18 protein-coding genes are annotated in these 20380 nt (G+C 39.6%); all 18 read right to left on the bottom strand.

The window, feature by feature from the left end:
* Window positions 1-25: 25 nt before the first annotated feature.
* On the bottom strand, window positions 26-1411 hold the full coding sequence (gene tilS, locus J7E67_RS03235; protein WP_214717302.1) for a tRNA lysidine(34) synthetase TilS: 1386 nt from the start codon (window positions 1409-1411) through the stop codon (window positions 26-28).
* 199 nt (window positions 1412-1610) lie between these two features.
* Window positions 1611-2624, bottom strand: coding sequence for a serine/threonine protein kinase (locus tag J7E67_RS03230; protein ID WP_214717329.1), 1014 nt, complete (start codon window positions 2622-2624; stop codon window positions 1611-1613).
* Window positions 2593-3330, bottom strand: coding sequence for a vWA domain-containing protein (locus J7E67_RS03225; protein ID WP_168241471.1), 738 nt, complete (start codon window positions 3328-3330; stop codon window positions 2593-2595). The genes J7E67_RS03230 and J7E67_RS03225 overlap by 32 nt, the downstream gene beginning before the upstream one ends.
* Window positions 3331-3424: 94 nt before the next feature.
* Window positions 3425-5899, bottom strand: coding sequence for a stage II sporulation protein E (gene spoIIE / locus J7E67_RS03220; protein ID WP_214717303.1), 2475 nt, complete (start codon window positions 5897-5899; stop codon window positions 3425-3427).
* A 299-nt stretch (window positions 5900-6198) separates the two neighbouring features.
* The gene (locus J7E67_RS03215) at window positions 6199-6636 is read right to left on the bottom strand and encodes a S1 domain-containing RNA-binding protein (protein ID WP_088084937.1); all 438 of its coding nucleotides are present in this window, start codon (window positions 6634-6636) and stop codon (window positions 6199-6201) included.
* Window positions 6637-6731: 95 nt separating this feature from the next.
* The gene (locus tag J7E67_RS03210) at window positions 6732-7115 is read right to left on the bottom strand and encodes an FtsB family cell division protein (RefSeq protein WP_214717304.1); all 384 of its coding nucleotides are present in this window, start codon (window positions 7113-7115) and stop codon (window positions 6732-6734) included.
* A gap of 13 nt (window positions 7116-7128) precedes the next feature.
* Entirely contained in the window at window positions 7129-7761 is a 633-nt protein-coding gene (gene yabQ / locus J7E67_RS03205) for a spore cortex biosynthesis protein YabQ (RefSeq protein ID WP_214717305.1), read from the bottom strand.
* Window positions 7758-8060, bottom strand: coding sequence for a sporulation protein YabP (gene yabP / locus J7E67_RS03200; protein WP_168241468.1), 303 nt, complete (start codon window positions 8058-8060; stop codon window positions 7758-7760). The genes yabQ and yabP overlap by 4 nt, the downstream gene beginning before the upstream one ends.
* A 76-nt stretch (window positions 8061-8136) precedes the next feature.
* Entirely contained in the window at window positions 8137-8412 is a 276-nt protein-coding gene (locus tag J7E67_RS03195; RefSeq protein WP_088084933.1) for an RNA-binding S4 domain-containing protein, read from the bottom strand.
* Between the two features lie 18 nt (window positions 8413-8430).
* Window positions 8431-9897, bottom strand: coding sequence for a bifunctional methyltransferase/pyrophosphohydrolase YabN (gene yabN, locus J7E67_RS03190; RefSeq protein ID WP_214731000.1), 1467 nt, complete (start codon window positions 9895-9897; stop codon window positions 8431-8433).
* Between the two features lie 2 nt (window positions 9898-9899).
* Complete coding sequence (locus J7E67_RS03185) at window positions 9900-11510, bottom strand: putative polysaccharide biosynthesis protein (RefSeq protein ID WP_214717307.1); 1611 nt, start codon at window positions 11508-11510, stop codon at window positions 9900-9902.
* A gap of 123 nt (window positions 11511-11633) precedes the next feature.
* The gene (spoVT, locus tag J7E67_RS03180; RefSeq protein WP_214717308.1) at window positions 11634-12170 is read right to left on the bottom strand and encodes a stage V sporulation protein T; all 537 of its coding nucleotides are present in this window, start codon (window positions 12168-12170) and stop codon (window positions 11634-11636) included.
* 241 nt (window positions 12171-12411) lie between these two features.
* Window positions 12412-15957: a transcription-repair coupling factor gene (gene mfd / locus J7E67_RS03175; RefSeq protein WP_214730998.1), complete on the bottom strand. Its 3546-nt coding sequence runs from the start codon at window positions 15955-15957 to the stop codon at window positions 12412-12414.
* Window positions 15958-16054: 97 nt separating this feature from the next.
* On the bottom strand, window positions 16055-16285 hold the full coding sequence (gene fin / locus J7E67_RS03170; RefSeq protein ID WP_168241463.1) for an anti-sigma-F factor Fin: 231 nt from the start codon (window positions 16283-16285) through the stop codon (window positions 16055-16057).
* Between the two features lie 145 nt (window positions 16286-16430).
* Window positions 16431-16991 carry an aminoacyl-tRNA hydrolase gene (gene pth / locus J7E67_RS03165; RefSeq protein ID WP_214717330.1) on the bottom strand — a complete coding sequence of 187 codons (561 nt, stop codon included), beginning with the start codon at window positions 16989-16991 and terminating at the stop codon, window positions 16431-16433.
* A gap of 174 nt (window positions 16992-17165) precedes the next feature.
* Complete coding sequence (locus J7E67_RS03160; RefSeq protein WP_168241462.1) at window positions 17166-17798, bottom strand: 50S ribosomal protein L25/general stress protein Ctc; 633 nt, start codon at window positions 17796-17798, stop codon at window positions 17166-17168.
* Window positions 17799-17957: 159 nt separating this feature from the next.
* Window positions 17958-18914, bottom strand: a complete 957-nt coding sequence (locus J7E67_RS03155; RefSeq protein WP_214717310.1) for a ribose-phosphate diphosphokinase — start codon at window positions 18912-18914, stop codon at window positions 17958-17960.
* 23 nt (window positions 18915-18937) lie between these two features.
* Window positions 18938-20311, bottom strand: a complete 1374-nt coding sequence (glmU, locus tag J7E67_RS03150; protein ID WP_214730996.1) for a bifunctional UDP-N-acetylglucosamine diphosphorylase/glucosamine-1-phosphate N-acetyltransferase GlmU — start codon at window positions 20309-20311, stop codon at window positions 18938-18940.
* Window positions 20312-20380 lie beyond the last annotated feature (69 nt).

Below are 20380 nucleotides of genomic sequence, written 5' to 3'. Positions count from 1 at the left end.
TCTAAATGTGCCCCCTAGAAGATCGTTACTTTTGATATTTGAATAGTATATATTGTTTAGCTGAGTAATCTATGCCTTCAAGAAAAGATTTTTTTAAACCTGGAAGCCAGATAATAGAACCTTCTTTGTCGGTGAGTACAGGCCACATATTTCGATCATAAACTGGTACTTTCTGATCAATAAATATGGCTTTTAACTTTTTCGATCCTTGCATTCCCTTAATTGTCATCCGATCACCCATTTTCCTTGAACGAATGATAATCGGCCACTTAATACTGCTTGCATGAAACACGGCAGTGTATGGATTTGCCGTTGGAATGTCCCCCTCCATATATTTGCTGCTAATTTCCCCGCCATTTGGCAAAAAAAGCGTTCCAGGCTCTGTCATTTCAAAATAATATGACTCAACCTCGATCGGTTGAAATTGGAAGGAAAGGGAATGATAGGAACGGGAAACTTTTAAACCATTAGGCAAATCAAGTTGACCTGATGGGTGAGGATGATTAATTATGAAAAATACTTGATCGATATGTACGGCAGATAATGAAGCTGGTATTTCTTTGTAAAGATAGTTTAATATTAGTTGAATCCCTCGCCTTTGTAAAGGTTTAGGCACTTCAAGAAAGCGTTTAATGTCAATGCTAATTTCCCTTTCTTCCTTTTTTGTCATAACTGTATTCATTCGTTGGACAGTTAACTCCAGAAGAAAGGTTTCATCACTTTTTAATTCCTCGCTAAACCGTTGAAAATGTTCATGCACATGTGGATTTTCCTTTTTTAAAAAAGGGACAACTTCTTTTCGAAAGCGATTTCTACTATAGATCCCTTTCTCGTTACTCGGATCTATTCGCGGGCTTAGGTTATGATTTAGGCAATATTCCTGAATATCAGCCCTTTCCAATCCTAAAAATGGACGAAAAATGATTCCCTGTTCAAATGGCCTCGAAAAAGGAATACCCGCTCGAGCCAGTCCCGCACTGCCTCTCGTTAATCTCATTAGCATGGTTTCGATTTGATCATCACCATGATGTGCAAGGGCTAAAAATCGATACTGATACTTTTCCATAATCTTCGAAAAAAACTCATACCTTACATCTCTTGCGGCGATTTGCGAACTTTTTCCTGTGCTTTCGATAATTTCTGGCACATTGACGCGAGTCATCTCAAACGGAAGATTATTCTGTTCACAAAATACTTTGACGAACAGCGCATCCTCATAGGACTCCTGACCACGAAACATATGGTCTACATGGGCTACAACTAGGGAAAGGTTTTGTTTCTCTTTTTCCGCGAGCAAAAAGTGAAGCAGTGCTAGCGAATCCGGGCCTCCCGAAACACCAATGACAATCTTTTTGGATTCTAATCTGAATCCCTGGTGACTAAGAAAGGCCTTGACCTTAGATTCCAACATATGATTGCACTCTTTCTTAAAACAAAGTTTAAAGCATTAAAACGTTTAGAATAACAATAGTCTACCACTTTTACGAATAAACTATCAAAGCATTGGCATTACAAAATGCTTAGAAATTTTTCCTATTTATCCGCTTACAGAACTACGTATTAAATAACCTTTCTTCTTATACGAATGACCTTGGGAATAGTTTCAACAATTACAGCAATTTATTAAATGTGTACCAGCCATATAAAAGACCTAACACGATCGCTATTAACCAAAATTCCATCCAGCCACTCTTTTTTTTCTTTTTCCGATAGTGCTGCCTTGTTACAGGCTGGTTCCCTTTTGAATCTGGCCGGGGCGGCTGTTTTTGGGAAGGTTTGGTCGGACCAATGGGCTTTAATAGCGGATCGGGCATTTTTTTATCGACCATAAGATCTAATAAGTCTGCTCTCATTTGTTTAGCGCTGCTATAATGGCCTTGAAGTGCTTTTAGGATGACCTTTTCCCACGCTAGCAGTTCCGGCTTCTGTCGGATCGCATCTCTTAATTGCGATATTCCTCCACTGGTTTTCGTTAATCTTTTTGGATAGGCGGTATTAATCATAATCATTGCCACTGCAAACAGGTCATAGGAAGGCTCAGCTTTCCTAGACCCCAGTCCCCAATAACCGCGGTCATAGAACTCCGTGAATTCCTTAATCGCTCTTCCTTGAATGGTCGTGCCGCCAACATCAATACATCTTATTTTTGGAGGAGGACCTGTGACGATTAAGTTTTCTGGCTTTAGGTCACCGAATACCCAGCTATTTTCATGAAGCTTGTCTAAATCATTTAAAAGCTGCAAAAATAACACACTTGTCCAGGATTTCCCCTTTTGTTGTAAAAAAGATAAAAAGTCTGGTCCTTGGATATATTCCATCACATAAAAGGAAATGCGTCCGTTATTACTCTGCCAATCATCGACATCAAGCAAAGAAGGTCCAAGGGTTGGGGGTCCCTGGACCTTTGCTAAGGATTTTAAAACATTTACCTCAGAAGTGATTGACATACCATTATCACTCATTTTTAAAGCGACTTGAGTGCTATTATGCTCAGCAAGGTAGACCACCCCGTTTGCTCCAAATCCAAGTTCCTTTATAATTTTATACTTTTTTAAATGCCATTTCCCTGAAATGATTGTCCCTTGGCTTACCTTACATTGACTCTTCAAAGTATGATTCATCATCACGTGAAAGCAGGCTCCTTAGGGATTGTTTTTCTTCGAAAGAGGATAACGCTGTCCGTAACGCGGGCCCTGTCGGTGTTATTCCTCCAGTGGACAACTGGGAGAATACACTTGTCAGAGTTTGCAATTTAGGTGTCCAATCCAGCAATTTTTCGACATCTTTCTTTTTCCCGGGAAATACATATACCGAAAATTGATTATCTCCTGTTCGAGCGTTCAAGCTTAGAGAGAGGTCAAGCAGGGCTTCTTTAACTGTCGGAAGTTTGTGTTTCATACTTGCGCTTGTATCGACAAGAATCAACACTTCTAATTCGACAGTTTCTCCTAATTCATCGACAACCTCCATCACTTCGCCCCGTTTTTCAGGCGGGAGGTCTTCCATTGTTTGCGATCGTCCCAAAATTTGTTGCAATTCACGGTTAACCACACCCTGAATAGTTTGGTTCATCGCCTTACGAGTCACCATTTGCACGGTTTGAGAGAGCTGCTGGGCATAGACAATCTGACTGACTCCCCCGCCTGACATCGCGATCCCATCAATTTCGGTCATTCCTTTTTCATCAATGGTATCCTGCTCCATCACACCAATGACATTAACAGTGATTCCTTGTTCTTTCGCTAGTGCAGCCATGGCAATTGGATCGTCCCCTTGATTGGAACATCCATCGGTGATTAGTAAAATTTGGCGAATTTTCCCTGTATACATAACCTTCTCCCTTCACAACATGTATTGGTACCATTTTCGACGGGATCTAAATGATTTATACATATTTTAATGAGAGACGGTATAAAATACTCTATTAGGCCTGCCGTTTCAGTTTGGGAACAGGAATGGATGCCCATTTTGGCGTATTGTGTTTTATTTTCGCTACGGTCACGGTCATATCATCATGGATGATTTCAGATCTCGATCGAATGACTTCCTCGAGAATTAAATCAGCTACCTCCTGCGGATTATCTGTCTCTAATCCTTGTAATTTTCTTTTCATCCATAAATCATAATTTTCTACATGCAAGGGACCTTCAAACACCCCATCGCTCATCATAATTAGTAAATCTCCAGCTTTTAGTTGTTCACTGACCACATCCACTTCAAATTCTTGAATCATTCCTATTGGCAGATTGCTTGCCTGAATTTTAATAATCTTACTCCCTCTTTTAATAAAGCTTGGTGTGGATCCAATCTTAAGGAACTTGGCTGAAGCATTTTGCAGATCAATCATCGCTAAATCTAATGTAGAAAAAATTTCATCCTGCGTCCGGAGCGAAAGTATGGAATTAACAGATTTAATTGCTACTTTTTCCTCGATTCCTGATTGGAGGATTTTTTGTAATAGAAGCAGTGTTTCTTTACTCTCGTAATGGGCTCTCTCCCCATTTCCCATTCCATCACTAATAGCTATCGCATATTTACCTAATCCAAGTTCAATCGTCGAATAGCTGTCTCCAGATACAAGCCCCCCATCCTTGGCAGCATGGGCCACTCCTGTTTCTACCGTAAACGCCTTTGATGATCTGAATGTCACACGGCAAAAGTCATTCGGTATGGTTGCACATTCTTCCTTATTAACGACAATGGTTTCACCGAGAATATCGGATAACATCGGTGCGATTAATTTGTCACATTCACCATGGCCATCGCAAAATGGCAAAGACATCTCAATATCGACATTTCCTTGCTCGAGGCTATAGATTTCCACCTGTTCTATATGGATTCCGAACGATTGCATGGCCTCCATAATTTGTTCTTCCTGCTTGTGGTGGTTTTCTCTTTCCCGTTGGATCTCTTTCGCGAAATTATCCATCACTTCAGACACACCTAACAATTGATCCGCAACTAGTCTGCGGCTTTCCTGAACCTGCTTTTTCAACTTTTGATTGGCTTGAAAAAACATTAATTCTTGCCCAATCGATTCGTACACTCTTTTTGATCGCGTACAAATCTTTTCCCATTCTCGCGATAGTTTAGAAGAAACATTCCCGTCGTTTTGATCCATTTCATGAATAATTTCTTCCATATAGGCATAGGTTGTATTAAAATTGTTCGCCCAGCATTGATCCTTCTTAAAGCATGTTTGGCAGGTTTTTTCGGTTACGTTACTCATAAAATAATCCATTTCACGTTCATTTTGCTCTTCTTTTGGTTGGATCTCCATTTGTGAAAAGCTTTTGGACAAGGCATGGAAGACATTAGAGAATTGTGAAACCCGCTGTGCCGTAACATCGCGCATCTTACGCATATATTTTTGCTGCTCTGCTGTGTACTCCGGTGTACCAGGGATATACTTTGCTAATCGAGAAGTTAATACCTGAGGTGTTAAGAGGAATAAGAAGATGGCCGCAGCTGACTCCAATACAGTAAGCAGGATGGACCCTCCGCCTTCCCCATACATGCCAATTAGGAGCGTTGCGATAAATAATCCAATTGAAACACCTATTTTTTTACCTTCCTTCATCAAGCCGCCCAAGACTCCTGAAAAAGCAAGTAAACTCATATGGTAAAAACTAGACACGCTAGCAAGACTAAAAATTAACCCAGTGACAACCCCAACTGTCGAACCGACTGTTGCACCAGCTATAAAAGAAAACACTAATACTAGGTATCTCGACATAATATGCTCAATCGAGAGGTCATAAACCTTCCAGCCAATCGTCCCCGTCATAATCGAAGCGAGCATAATGATTAAACAAACGATTTCTTCCGTTTTTAACAATTGTCTCCGTTTATTAAAGGTTAGTAATGGGATACTTTGTAAAAAAATTAACGTCAAAATAAAAGCAAGACTTGTTTGAACTCCGACCATCATTAAATCATATAGAGTCAATTGCTTTGAAAGTATAAACGCTTCAGCCAATTTCCCCAGCCCAAGCACAATACCGACAATAAAAGGTGTCGATTTCATTTCATTCCTTAACCATTTCTTGCATATTCGGAAAACTACCATGTAGCTAAGCGTAACTACGAAGGTAAATGCCGCATTTGTTAGCGAAATGGTCACTGCACCGATAATCAATCCGATCAAGGCAAGCGGTGCCCGATCTCGTTTAATTAAATAAACAGAGGCAAAAAAGGGAAGGCAAAATGGAGTCAACTTTGCCAAAATCAAGGCCCGTCCCAGCAAAAAACCCACCAATAATAACAGGTACCCCTTTTTTATGAAAAAGGACTCTAGCATTAGTTGAACTTTTTTCATTCCACTCTGCAAAGCCCATTTCGATGAATGCAGATTAACTTCTCTGACTGGTTCTATGAAACTAGCATTTGTCTTTTCCATAAATCACACTCCCTATTCTTTCATCGTTCAGATAATTATAAAATTAATAGTCAGAAAAGTTTGTCAAATTAGTGAACAAGCAAAAAGAATCGTTCGACGGTTTTCACTATTATCATTCAAATAATAGTAATTAGTGTCGTTGGGTGTCATCATTGGGTGTCAGGCACCATGTGAAGAATTCACATGGTGCCTGACACTTTTTTATTGAAAAACAAAAAAAGACAGGCCATTTAGACCTGTCTTAGATTTATAGATATTGAGTAAGGCCACTCTTATTCTGATAAAAGTTAGCAGCAAGTTTACCCCCGCTTAGCTCCTCTTCCTCCACGCTTGGACTCTGTGTGCCGTTTTAAGGAAGATAAACGATCCTCACTATCTTTTAAAAATTTTGCCATTTTGGTTTCAAAATTTTCCGGCTTAGCATTATTGCGATCGTTGTTTCTACCCTGACGAGGACGTTGTGATTGTGAGTTTGAATGGGACCTTTGCTGCGTCTCTGGTCGATCCTTCGCTTTTTTAATCGACAGTCCAATTTTCCCATCCTTCTCAACATTGAGGACTTTTACCTCAACTTGGTCGCCAACCTTTAAATGATCATTAATATCTTTCACATAGTTGTCCGCAACCTCGCTGATGTGTACGAGTCCTGTTGAGCCACCCGGCAGCTCCACAAACGCTCCAAAATTAGTAATTCCTGTTACCTTCCCCTGTAACTTGCTGCCTACTTCAATTGACATAAAAAGAATGTTCCTCCTTAAAAGTATAAAAAATCAATCTTACTCTATATTATACAAAAAGAAAAAAATCAGTGTCAATATGGCTACAAATTGGTTCATTTCCCCTTTTTTTCATCAGGGATCGTAAAAATAATTTCATTTTTCTCAGAGAAGAAATATTCTTTTCTAGCTAACTTTCCAATATAATCATCATCATTTAATTTAATAATATTTTCATTGAGAATATCCTGCTGATTCTTTAAGTCTGTTAATTGGTGATTAAGTTCCTTTTTTTGAGCAATCTTTGCCTTGAGTTTAGCAGTTTGGGAAATGGTGCTGGAAATCATTAAATAAGAGAGAATACTGGCCAAAACCAAAAACATCGACAGCCGCCTTGCTAATAATTTCTTTTTCCTAGCTGAGGCAATTTCTGCATACTCCTGCTGTTTAACATATGTTGTCTGGATCTTTGACACACTTTTCTTTTGTTCTGCTCCCATTTCCCTCACCGCCTTACTCTTTTGGTTTTTTCCATCTATTTATCATCTTACTTATATAATTCCTGATTTTGTGAAAATTTCCTGCCGTATTATTATATAACTTCTCGACGGATTTTTTAAGACCTTTCGGCAAAAGTTTCCAAAAAATTAACATAATTTTTTGTAACGGTACAAAAATAATCTTTAGGATAAATAGTAAAACCTTACCCATAAATCTAACAAGGGTTAAAAGCCCCCTGCCAGTTGAAATGATAATGATAATAATTAGCTGAATAAGACCCAAGATTGGTTTATAAATCAGGAGATGGAAAGCTTTTTTTATAAAGCGGCTGACAGCTATCGTTGTTTTAATCGATACCTCCAGCAAGTGAAGGTAAATCCCTTTAAATAAACTCTGGTAGGCGGCAAATCCACAAATAAGCGCGAGGAAGATATAAAATCTTAATTCCCCATTATTCACTAAAAATAACGTGTAAAATATGATCACAGCTTGGATCATCCAAAATAATAAATCATTAAAGAATACAATCCACTGCTTTCTTTTCGGCCGATTTAAAAACCGCTGATAGGTATCGAACATGGCGCCGAATAATGACCCCATTCCTATCATTGAAAGCAACGTAATAAATTGAGTCGAGAGGGTCATCGGAATAACTTACTAAAGAATCCTTTAGCTTTCTCCCCGTGCTGTTCGTCAAGGTAAACTAAATCAAAAATTTTCCCCTTAATCGAAACAATCCCCTTTTCTACATCGAGATTTTTCATTTGCAAATTTTGTCCTTTGATCGCTAAAAATCCCATTGATGTTTCTAATAAAAATTCTTCATTATCAAAACTTTCCACTTGCTTGACACCGGTAATCTCAAGAAGTTTTCTGCCTCTCATGATGACGTCATGGTCTGGAACACTGCTCTTTGTTGGATTATTATCATAATACTGGCTCATTAACATCCCTCACAATCATTTGTACAACCTTTTTGATACAATTTATGTGAAGGATTTGAAAATTAGAACTCGGTTACTACATTGGAAATTCTGTGGAGCCAATTCTTTCTTCATTGATAATCGTATACATCTCTGCTGCTTCCTCTTTGCGGGTGGTATCCTGGATCCGGTCAATCCTTGCGGTAACTTTTCTTTGCCCCAGTCGGATTGTTAATTCATCCCCGACTTTAACCGTTGAAGAAGCTTTGGCCTCTTTCCCATTAATTTCGATTCTCCCTTGATCAGACACCTCTTTTGCTAAAGTCCTTCTTTTGATTAATCGCGATACTTTCAAAAATTTATCTAGACGCATGCGTAAACTCCCCTTTTTCTAAAGTCCTAATAACTTTGCTTCGTCCCAGTATAGGTCGAGTTGTTCCAGTGTATGTTCTTCAAAAGTCCTGCCACTGTCCTTTACTTTTTCCTCAACAAATTGAAAACGGCGTGTAAACTTTTCATTCGTTTCGAACAATGCTTCTTCTGGATGGATCTTTAGGAACCTGGCAACATTGACAAACGCAAATAGTAAATCGCCAAATTCCCCTTTAGCCCGTGCCATGCCCTCGTCTGTTCCGTCTAATTCATTCACAAATTCTTCGAGTTCTTCTTTCACTTTCTCCAGCGCAGGTGTGATTTCCTGCCAATCAAAGCCGACCTTTGCTGCTTTCTTTTGCAATTCATACGCTCTTAACAAATTCGGCAGGGCCATTGACACTCCTTCAAGTAAAGAAGAAGGCACTTCACCTTTTTCCTGTTTCTTAATTTCCTGCCAGTTTCTTACCACTTCTTCGGCATTTTCCGCCTGACCATTTCCAAACACATGGGGATGGCGGCGAATCATTTTCGCTGATAATCCTTCAATAATGTCATCAATCGAAAAATAACCATCATCTTCACCGATTTGGGCATGGAGCATGACCTGAAGCAGTACATCGCCCAGTTCTTCGATTAAATGGTCAATATCTTCATGGTTAATTGCGTCAATTACTTCGTAGGTTTCTTCTATTAAATATTTTTTTAAGGATTCATGGGTTTGCTCTCTATCCCATGGGCAGCCAGTTGGACTCCTAAGTTCAGCAATAATTTCCCTTAACTTTGAAAAATTCTTCAATAGGATTTGTTCCTCTTTGACTGGCGGAATATAAACGGACGTCAGATTGTTAATCGATACATTTCGGTCCAATTCAAACAATGGAACTTTTTCGATTATTTCTTGACTGCTCCCTGCCGCTGTAACGATATAAACCTGATAATCATCTGGTAATTTTTCCATTAAGGTTAATTTAACGTTGGAGGCAACAAATTGGTCATATACTTGGCTCACAATCATATGTTGGTCAATTTGCAGTTGTGATGTGTTGAGTGATGTCCCATCAAGTAACTGAAACCCCTCAATCGGGTCAATCTTTAACGAGGTAAATAAGGCATCAATAAAACTTTGTCCACCGCCAATGCTTATTTCAATATCCCTTGTTGGACCATACGCTAAAAGAAGCTGCACTGCCCGCTCTGCTACTAGTGGATGTCCTGGAACAGCATAAACAATCGTCTCGCTTTCTGCCTTTTGCAACAGCGTCTCGACAATTTCTTCATATACTTCCTCGAATTGATCGTGTTTTTCATAGATGGAATCAAATGAAGTATACCTTAATCCTTCTTTCTCCAACTCAGAGACCACCGGATGTTCCTTCGTCCGCAAAAATAACGAGTTTGCTTTAAGTAACTTCTTATATACACCAACAGGAATTTGTTCCAAATCTCCTGCACCTAAACCAAGAATTTCAATCCTTCTTACCATTGTTAATTCCTATCCTTTCTGGCCAATAATTTTATTAATGTACTTCCAAATGGAAATAGCGCCAATTCTTCCTCACGAAAGACTTTGCCTCTAATAATAATCAATAAAAAGAGGAAACCACCAACGATTACCGCGCTTAACGATTGAAAGACAGCTTCGATTCGACCATAATCATCCGAGCCGAACATATATAAATAAACCTTTAAAAAGAGGACCATCGATGCGGTGGCCATTATGATCGTTCTCCAAAAGTGAAGGGAGAATAGCGAAATCCGAACGACTTTTTTAAATTGAATGAATAGCAGTGCTGTGACCATTCCCAGCGAAATAAGTGATGAAATGGCAGCACCCATTGTTCCATATAAGGGTACCAAATAAACATTTAGGATATATTTTAACGGAAATATACATGCAACTGCGATGGCTGGAAATAGCAGCACACCCATGCCCTGCATAATGGCGATAATCGTTGCGGTAAGCGACGTAAACAAGATTACAAAACTCAATACCCCTAACACCGCTGAACCAGCTTCATTTTCAAACAGCATCGTGTTAGTCGGTTTAATGATCGCCCATAGACCTGAAGAGGCACCTAAACCGAAAATGATACTCACTTTAAGAGCTACTTGAATTTTGTGTTGTAAAAATTCAGGTTTGGCAGCCAACCGCTCTCTTGTGATTAAGGGAACAAGGGTTAAAGACATGGAGGTGGCAGCAATCGTTCCTAACTGGATTAATGGCTGTCCACGGTCAAATATCCCCTTAAGGCTTTTAGCCACTTCTCTATCAATCCCGCTTCCGACAAGCAGGGAGTAGAGATTCAAAGCATCGGCTAATTGGATAAATATCATGAGCATCCCGCTAATACAAATCGTGAGACCCTGATAGACAAGGGCCTTAAAGATCTTTTTTGCATCGTTTGCATATCTCTGAAACATTCCTTGCCTTGGTGCTACTACCTTCCATTCTTTACGTATCCATAAAAACATAAACAAGATAATTCCTGAGATCATACTGCCGGTAATCGAACCAAACATGGCCCCACCGCCGACAAGATAGAAGGAATAACCCTTTTCCATAAAAAGAGAGGCCAAAAAGAGAATCGTCAATACTCGTGTGGTTTGTTCCCCTACCTGTGATAGTGCCGTTGGGACCATGTCCCCAATCCCTTGGTAATAGCCTCTCAGAATCGACATCATTGGAAACAACAGAAACACAATCGAGACTACCCTTAATAGAATCGAGAGATGGGGGTCATTCATCCAAACAGCGATTGCTTTTGCACCAAAGTAAAGAATTAGGAAACAGATAAAACCAAATAATTGCAAATAAATAAATGATACAAAAAGAAGCAGGCGTGATTTTTCGTCATCACCTTTTTGCTTCTGCTCCGCATAGAGCTTTGAAATGACGACTGGAAAGCCTGTCGTCGAAAGGACAATGGCCATCCCATAAAACGGATATACTTGCTGATATATGTAAAAGCCAATATCTCCGACAATGTTTTGAAAAGGAATTCGATAAAAGGCACTTAAAATTTTTGTAATAAGGGCCGCAAGCATTAGAATAAAGGCTCCTCTAAACAGAGCCTTTGATTGATTCACAGACTTCATTCATTCACCTACTAAAAAATACAAACTCGAAGGTAATTATATCATGGGGAGTTCCCTTTTAAACTAAATAAAAAAGACAGCAATGGCTGTCTTTTTCAAATTTGTTAAATAGGATTAGTTCTTTTATGACTCCATTTGTCGAGCTAAGAAACCAGCTGCTGTTTCAACAGCCTTCTGCTCCACTTCGCCAAGAGTTCCTTCTTTAGAAAAAATGATAACTGCCCCGATTGGATCACCATTTGCAATAATAGGGCCGATCGTATATGAAGTTATTGCTTCTTCATTTCCATCCACTAAGGCGATATCACCCTTTTGAGTGAACAGCAATGAATTTCGTTCTTCCATTGTTTTTTCAACTACATCACTAATATTTTTATTTAAGTACTCTTTCTTAGAACCGCCTGCCATTGCAATAACGGTATCTCTATCACAAATTAATACAGGGTTCCCGAGGCTATCGAAAAGTGCTTCAGCATATTCTTTGGCAAAATCACCCAATTCACTTATAGGTGAATACTTTTTTAAGATGACTTCTCCGTCTCGATCAACGAAAATCTCTAACGGATCCCCTTCGCGGATACGCAAAGTTCTGCGTATTTCTTTAGGAATGACAACACGACCCAAATCATCGATTCGACGAACTATTCCAGTTGCTTTCATCCAATGTTGCCTCACTTTCATCTGATGATTATTCAACTTGGCGATGACGGTTTTTCCTTTTATTGTAATCATCACCAACTTTGAACTTAGTATCTTTCATCTGGAAAGTTCTATACATAAACGTTATAATTTTTCAAATATATAACAATTATCCCAAATTGGATAAAGCAGGATTCCAGTTAATTGCTTGGGGGCAAACCCACAAGCGGTCCACTTTCTACCAATGTTTAGAGGAATCCAGTTAATTTACTGGATTTTCATGACCCTTTTTTGCTTGGGACAGTGCCTTAACCATTTCAAAGGCAATATTCAGCCATTGTGAGGTTTTATACTCCTTGACCTTGATCACAATTTTCAGCCTAGGACCTTCCATTCCAGGGGTAACATTTCGGCCAAATTGGCTTCCAATATGAAAAATCTTACTTCCATCAATCGTGTTGGTAACCTGTTCATTCACTAAAATGGTTATTTCCTGTTTTAGCTGCTTAATTTGTTCCACCCCATTTAAAAGGGCATAAACCTTCATTTCAGCGATTTGGAATAGGCAGGAAACCTCATCCGGATATTCACCAAACCGGTCCAACATTTCCGCTTCAAGCTCTTCAATATCTGCAAGAGTCTCGGCCCCTCTAAAACGTTTGTACATTTCTATTTTTTGATGCCCATCCTTAATATATGTATCCGGAATGTAGGCATCAATTTCAAGGTCAATTTCTACCGATTTTTTTACAGCTGCTCCAGCAACGCCGATGTTAACCTTACGCTCTTCAATGGCTTCTTTCAACATTTGCGAATAAAGATCAAAACCGACGGAGTCAATAAATCCATGCTGCTGGGCCCCTAGTAAATTTCCTGCCCCTCTTATCGATAAATCGCGCATCGCAATTTTAAATCCTGAACCTAATTCAGTAAATTCCTTGATCGCTTGAAGGCGTTTTTCAGCGACTTCTGTTAATACTTTATCTTTTCGATAGGTGAAATAGGCGTAGGCAACACGATTAGACCTTCCCACACGACCACGGAGCTGATACAGCTGAGAGAGCCCCATGCGATCCGCATCAAAGACTATTAATGTATTAACATTCGGAATATCCACACCTGTTTCAATAATGGTCGTACTAACAAGAACATCAAATTCGCCAGCTAAAAAGCCAATCATCACCGCTTCTAATTCATTTTCTGTCATCTGACCATGGGCAAAAGCCACGCGCGCATCGGGGACAAGCATCGATATTTCCTCGGCTTTGCGTTCAATGTCTTCCACTCGGTTATATAAAAAGTAGACTTGTCCGTCGCGGGCTAGTTCCCTTTCAATCGCTTCCCGCACCAATGATCCATTATATTCCATCACATAGGTTTGCACAGGAAAACGATTTTCAGGCGGTGTTTCGATAACCGATAAATCTCGGACCCCGAGCATCGACATGTGAAGAGTTCTAGGGATCGGTGTTGCCGTCAATGTTAATACATCGACATTCGTTTTTAATTTCTTAATTTTTTCCTTATGGGTAACCCCAAACCGCTGCTCTTCATCAATGATCAACAACCCTAAATCACGATAAACAATATCTTTTGAAAGCAGGCGATGTGTTCCTACGACAATATCAATCGTACCCGCTTTTAAACCTTTAATGGTATCCGTTTGTTGTTTTTTCGAGCGGAAACGGCTTAATAGGCCAATATTAATCGGATAATCCTGAAATCTCTCCCTTAACGTTTCATGATGCTGCTGAGCCAAAATGGTTGTTGGCACAAGTAAAGCGACTTGCTTCCCATCTGCGATGGCCTTGAAGGCCGCGCGAATCGCTACTTCTGTTTTTCCATAACCTACATCGCCGCAAAGGAGGCGGTCCATCGGACGTGGTCTTTCCATGTCCTTCTTAATCTCATGAATCGATCGTAACTGATCGTCTGTTTCTTGGTAAGCAAACGATGTTTCAAAATCTCTTTGCATATCGCCATCAGGCGAATAGGCATAACCCACAGCAGCTTCCCGCTCCGCATATAATTTGATTAAATCGTCGGCAATATCTTGAACAGAGGATTGAACCTTTTTCTTTACCTTTTTCCAATCCGTTCCGCCCAGTTTATAAATTTTTGGCTCTTTTCCTTCTGAACCGACATACTTCATGACCAGGTCAATTTGTTCAACTGGAACATAAAGTTTATCTGTCCCCTGATAGCGGATATGGAGATAATCCTTATGAATTCCATTAATGACCAGCGTTTCAATTCCTAAATACTTACCGATTCCATGGTTCACGTGAACAACATAATCACCGATTTTAAGCTCTGAGTAACTCTTAATTCTTTCAGCATTTGATAGTTTTTGACGGTTAGTAGATTTTTTGACCCGTTTATTAAATAATTCTTCTTCGGTAATCACAGCTATTTTCTGGATCGACAGTTCAAAGCCCGTTTGCAGGTTTCCTTTCATAATCTGAACTCGGCCAGGTAACAGCTGCTGTTCACCCTTCGTCAAACTTGCAGTAATTTCATAGTCCTCTAGTACACGCTCTAATTTTTTTACCCGCTCTTCATCCGGTCCTAGAAATAAAATAGAATAATTGCTTTTCTTCCACCTGTCGATCTCTGCCTTTAATAAATGCATTTGCCCATGAAAGTTTTGCATTTGCTTACAGGAGACATTAATAATATTTTGCGGACTTGTATTGGCGACATGACGTAAAAACAAGGACATATAAACAATCGGTAATTCTCTTTTTTGCAGCAGAACTGAAAGGTCATGGGAAATATGTAAATCATGGATAATCTGGCCTGTGCCAAGTAAGCTTGTATACCATTCTGCCTCTTCTTTTACTAAGGAATCATTCATCTCTTGAACCCGGCTTATTTCGTCAATAAACACAAGGCCATTGCTTGGCAGATAGTCTAGTAAACTAGCAGCCCTATCGTAGGCTAGTGAAAGGTATTTAAAGACTTGGTCAGGCTTTTGACCGTTTTTTAACTGCTCCAATTCAAAACTTATATTTTGCGATAGCTGCATTTTTGCTTTATCATCTTTTAGTTTCCGAAGACTTTTACCTAATCCGGCTTCAAGATGATCAATAATGCGGCTATAATTGTCTGCCTCTAACACTACTTCTGTTGCTGGTCCAATATGAACCTCTGGAACCTTCTCTTTTGAACGTTGATCATCAAGCGAGAAATAACGAATCGAGTCAATTTCAGTATCGAATAATTCAATTCGCAGCGGATTTGCTTCGGTAAGCGGATAAATATCGATGATCCCGCCTCTTACACTAAATTCCCCTGGAGTTGTGACCATTTCCGCTCGGATATAACCCATTTTTACAAATGTATTTAAGGTTTTCTCGATCGTTATATCTTCCCCTAATTTTAACGAGAGCTGGTATTCTTTCCATAAAGACTTAGGAGGTACGATCTTCTTTAACCCTGCAATTGGGACAATTAATATTCCTTTATTATGCTTGCTCCAGTAGTTTAAAGCTTCAATTCTTTGGGCTTTTAATTCCGGACTGGCAATGCTCATCTCAGCAGCAATTAACTCATTGGCTGGAAAAAGAAAAACATCTTTCTCACTTAATAGATTGACAATATCATCATAGAGTTTTTGTGCTTGTAATAGATTGTGGGTGACGAGCATGATCGGCCTTTGCGTTTGTTCGTAGATAGAAGCGGTTAAAACTGTTCTTGACGAACCCGATAACCCTGCAATTAACTGTTCCTTTAATCCCTCTTCCACTCCCGCGATCACGGAATGGACATCTTCCTGCTTTAGAAATAACGATTTTAAAGCTTTCAAGGTTTCTCCTCCCTCCTCAACAAAATTCATATTAATAACGTTCTTATGTTAGTAAATTATAAATAGAAAAACGCTTTGGACGGTACTCCAAAGCTGGTTAATGAATAAGGAAATCGTATTGATGGTAATCTGGATTCCGCTCTAAAGCTTCCTGACAGTCTTCACAAATGGCTGTGATGTGAATATCGCCGGACGAGTCATACGCAACCATTTCCAGTCTTTCTTGATCTGTTAATTTATGAAGACCGAGGCTTTCGCTGTGTATCGATGCTTTATCAATTGAACCAAGTTTGGTACCACAATGACGACAATGGTAATGGATAGCCACGCCTGTCCCTCCCTAATCTAGGATTCCTTATTAGTATTAACCTACTAGGAGGAACTTATTCATTAGATTAACCGCTCGTATGATGATCCTTCCATTTCGTTTTAATGCTTTATTGTATGAAACAATGGCTTGTGTCATGAACAATTTACTGATTATATTCATTCATGACCTGTAAGAAGGGCTTTTCCAGCCATGACGAGCAGGCTTCTGCACTTTTCTTCACTGCATCCTCAGTTGGAGCCTTTTCGTCCGGATGAAAACGTCCTAGAACATAATCAGGCACACTCATTCCAGGCTGAGGGCGGTCAATTCCAATCCTTATTCTGTTGAACTGTTGTGTTCCAAGATGGGCTACTGTGGACTTAATCCCATTATGTCCGCCAGGGCTCCCTTTTTGTCGAAGTCTAATCTTTCCGACCGGCAAATCAAGATCATCATAAATTACAAGCAGATCTTCTATGTCAATATCATAATAATCCATGACAGCTCTGATTGATTCTCCAGATAAATTCATATAAGTAAGCGGTTTTAATAAAATTACTTTTTCACCACTATAAAAACCAATCCCATACAGTCCTTTAAATTTGGACTGGTTAAGTGGGATCGCAAATTTACTCGATAGAGCATCAATGACTTCAAAACCAATATTGTGCCTCGTCTGGTCATATTGTTTTCCTGGGTTACCTAAACCAACGATTAACTTCATCTGGGGTCCCACCTCTTCTGGCTTAGCCAACCTTTTAAATATTTTACGAAACATAGATTTTTCTCCCATAAATATTTAATGCGATAAAAGACGTAACCTGAAGAAGATTACGCCTTCCAACTCTTAATTTACATTGTGCTTGGAACATTGTCTAGCCCGAGCGCGATTGCTTTTCTATTCCGGAGTGGTCTCTCTTCCTTCTTCATTATCAGGATGTCCCGGTGCTTGTTGTTCACCTGCATTAATTTCCTCTTCTTGCTTTGGTGGAAGAATCGAAGCGATTACCTCATCATTCTCATGGTTAATCGTAAAAGAAGAACCTTGATATAGAATGTCGGCAATGGTTAATGTTTCACCTACTTGTAGGTTTGTTACATCCACTTCAATTTGCGGTGGAATATTATCCGGTGTCGATGTAACTGCTAATTGATGAAGCGGTTGCTGCATCACGCCGCCGTCTTTTACTCCTGCTGCATCCCCAACGAGAACAAGTCTTACATCCACATTAATTTTTGAGGATTTATCTACAGCTAAGAAATCAACGTGTATGATCTCTTTTTTAATAGAGTCCTCTTGGTAATCGGTTAAGACAACATCTTGTTTACTGCCATCTACATCAAGAGAAATAACACCATTCCTGCCCACTTGACGGATCGTTTTTGTTAAGTCTGCTGAACTAATCGACACAGGCTTACTATCAACCTTCGCACCATAAATAATCGCGGGGATGTTCCCGTTTTTTCTAATGGCCTTTAATGCGGAATGACGGAATTCCTTCCGTTCTTTTGCTTGTAGTACAGTACTCATATTTAGTTACCCTCCTATTTTATCAAAAACTGTCTATATAAAAATGCCCCAAAAGAGGGCGGTCTAAACATTTTTTTGGACTGTTTGTTCCAAAATAGGTAACTATACATAAGCAAAAGTAGGATCTGACCAAAGAGGCCAGACCCTTCATTCTTATCATCAATCAAACAAAGTACTTACAGATTGCTCCTCATGAACACGAATAATCGCTTCACCAAGCAGTGGTGCTACAGATAAGTTAATAATCTTATCAATCTTTTTCTCTTCTGGAAGTGCAATGGAATTAGTGATCACTAATTCTTTAATTTTTGAATTTTGAATTCTTTCGATTGCAGGACCCGAAAGAACCGGATGGGTACAGCAAGCATAAACTTCTGATGCGCCGTTTTCAATTAAAGCGTTCGCCGCGAGTGTGATGGTTCCAGCTGTATCGATAATATCATCAATTAAAATCGCCGTTTTCCCTTCAATGTTACCTACGATATTCATTACTTCAGCGACATTTGGTCTTGGGCGACGTTTATCGATAATCGCAATTGGAGCTTTCATCCGTTCCGCTAATTTCCGAGCTCTTGTTACGCCGCCATGGTCTGGAGAAACGATGACAATATCGCCATTGAATTCTCTAGTTTTAAAATAGTCAGCTAAAATAGGTACACCCATTAAATGATCCGTAGGAATATCAAAGAATCCTTGAATTTGTGGTGCGTGCAGATCAAGACAGATAACACGGGTTGCTCCAGCCGTTTCAAGCAGGGTTGCCACTAATTTAGCTGTAATCGGCTCACGAGCACGTGCCTTACGATCCTGACGTGCATAGCCATAGTATGGCATCACAATATTAATCGTTTTAGCAGAGGCCCTTTTTAACGCATCAATCATAATTAATAATTCCATAATATTTTCATTAACAGGCTGGCTAGTCGACTGGATGACATAAACGTCACCGCCACGAATACTTTCTTCAATATTGATTTGAATTTCTCCATCACTAAATCTTGTGACAGAACATTTACCTAATTCAACACCGATTACTTTAGCAATTTCTCTTGCAAGGGGACGATTGGAATTTAAACTAAATACCTTAAGATTTGGGTCTAAATATTGATTCGACATAATAGCCTCCTAAATTTCTTAGCCTATTTCTTTAGATTAAGCTTTTGAACGTAATTTTCCTTATTCACTTGCTGTGCCCGGGCAATCGATAAGGCCTCACTTGGTACATCTTTTGTAATCGTTGAACCAGCGGCCACATATGCACCCTTCTTAATCGTAACAGGAGCAACTAGATTTGAATTGCAGCCAATAAAGACTCCATCTTCTATTTTTGTTAAGAATTTATTTTTACCGTCATAATTCACTGTAATCGAGCCACAGCCAATGTTTACATCGGAACCTACCTCAGCATCACCAATATAGCTGAGATGGGAGGCTTTGCTTCCTTTTCCAAAGACAGCCTTTTTAATTTCGACAAAATTGCCAATCTTCACTTCATCCTGAATCGCTGATTCTGGACGAATATGGGCAAATGGCCCAATGTTGACTTGAGCACCGATCGAGCTATTATGGGCAACTGATTGACGGATTACCGTTTCAGCACCAATTTCACACGAAACGATTTCAGAGTTTGGTCCAATCTGACATTCTGCTCCAATCACTGTTTTGCCTTTGATCATCGTTCCTGGATAGATAACTGTATCCTGCCCTATTTCAACCTCTGTTTCTATATAGGTGTTCGCAGGATCAATAATCGTTACCCCATTCCGCATATGTGCTGCATTCGTACGGCCACGCATAATTCGTTCTGCTTCTGCTAAAGCCACGCGGTCATTCACACCTAATGTTTCTTCAAATTCATCTGTTTGGAAAGCTGTGACAACTTCCCCCTGTTTTTTTAGAATTTCTATCACATCTGGTAAATAATATTCCCCTTGAACATTTTCATTTGAAACGTTCTTTAAGGCTTCAAATAATGCAAAATTATCGAAGCAATAAGTACCAGTATTGATTTCATTAATCTTTCTTTCCTCTTCAGAGGCGTCTTTATGCTCAACAATTTTTTCAACTAAGCCTTTTTTATTACGAATGATTCGGCCGTATCCTGTTGGGTCTTCAATTCTCGCTGTGAGGATGGTAGCTTTTGCAGCTAACTCTTCATGATGTTTAAACAGAGACTCCATCGTTTCAGCTTTGATTAGAGGAGTATCCCCACAAACAACAATCGTCACTCCTGCTTTCCCTTCGAGCAGGCTCTGTGCCTGACTAACAGCATGGGCAGTACCTAACTGCTGATCTTGTAGAGCATACCGACTGCTATCGCCCAGCTGTGCTTGCACCATTTCTGCCCCATGACCAATAATTGTGACAACTTCTTGTATATTAAGCTTCATTACTTGGTCAACCACGTGTTGTACCATTGGTTTTCCGCATACCGGGTGTAATACTTTATATAGCTTTGACTTCATCCGCGTTCCTTGCCCTGCAGCCAAAATCACAGCATAACGATTATGCATGTTCAAGTCCTCCAATTAACCTTTTTATCCATTAAAAATATTAACGTAAATGGGCGCTCTTTTCAAGGT

The organism is Bacillus sp. ISL-46 (genome assembly GCF_018613205.1).
Note: the sequence above shows the minus strand (reverse complement) of the source record. Positions and strands in the feature narration are given on the sequence as shown.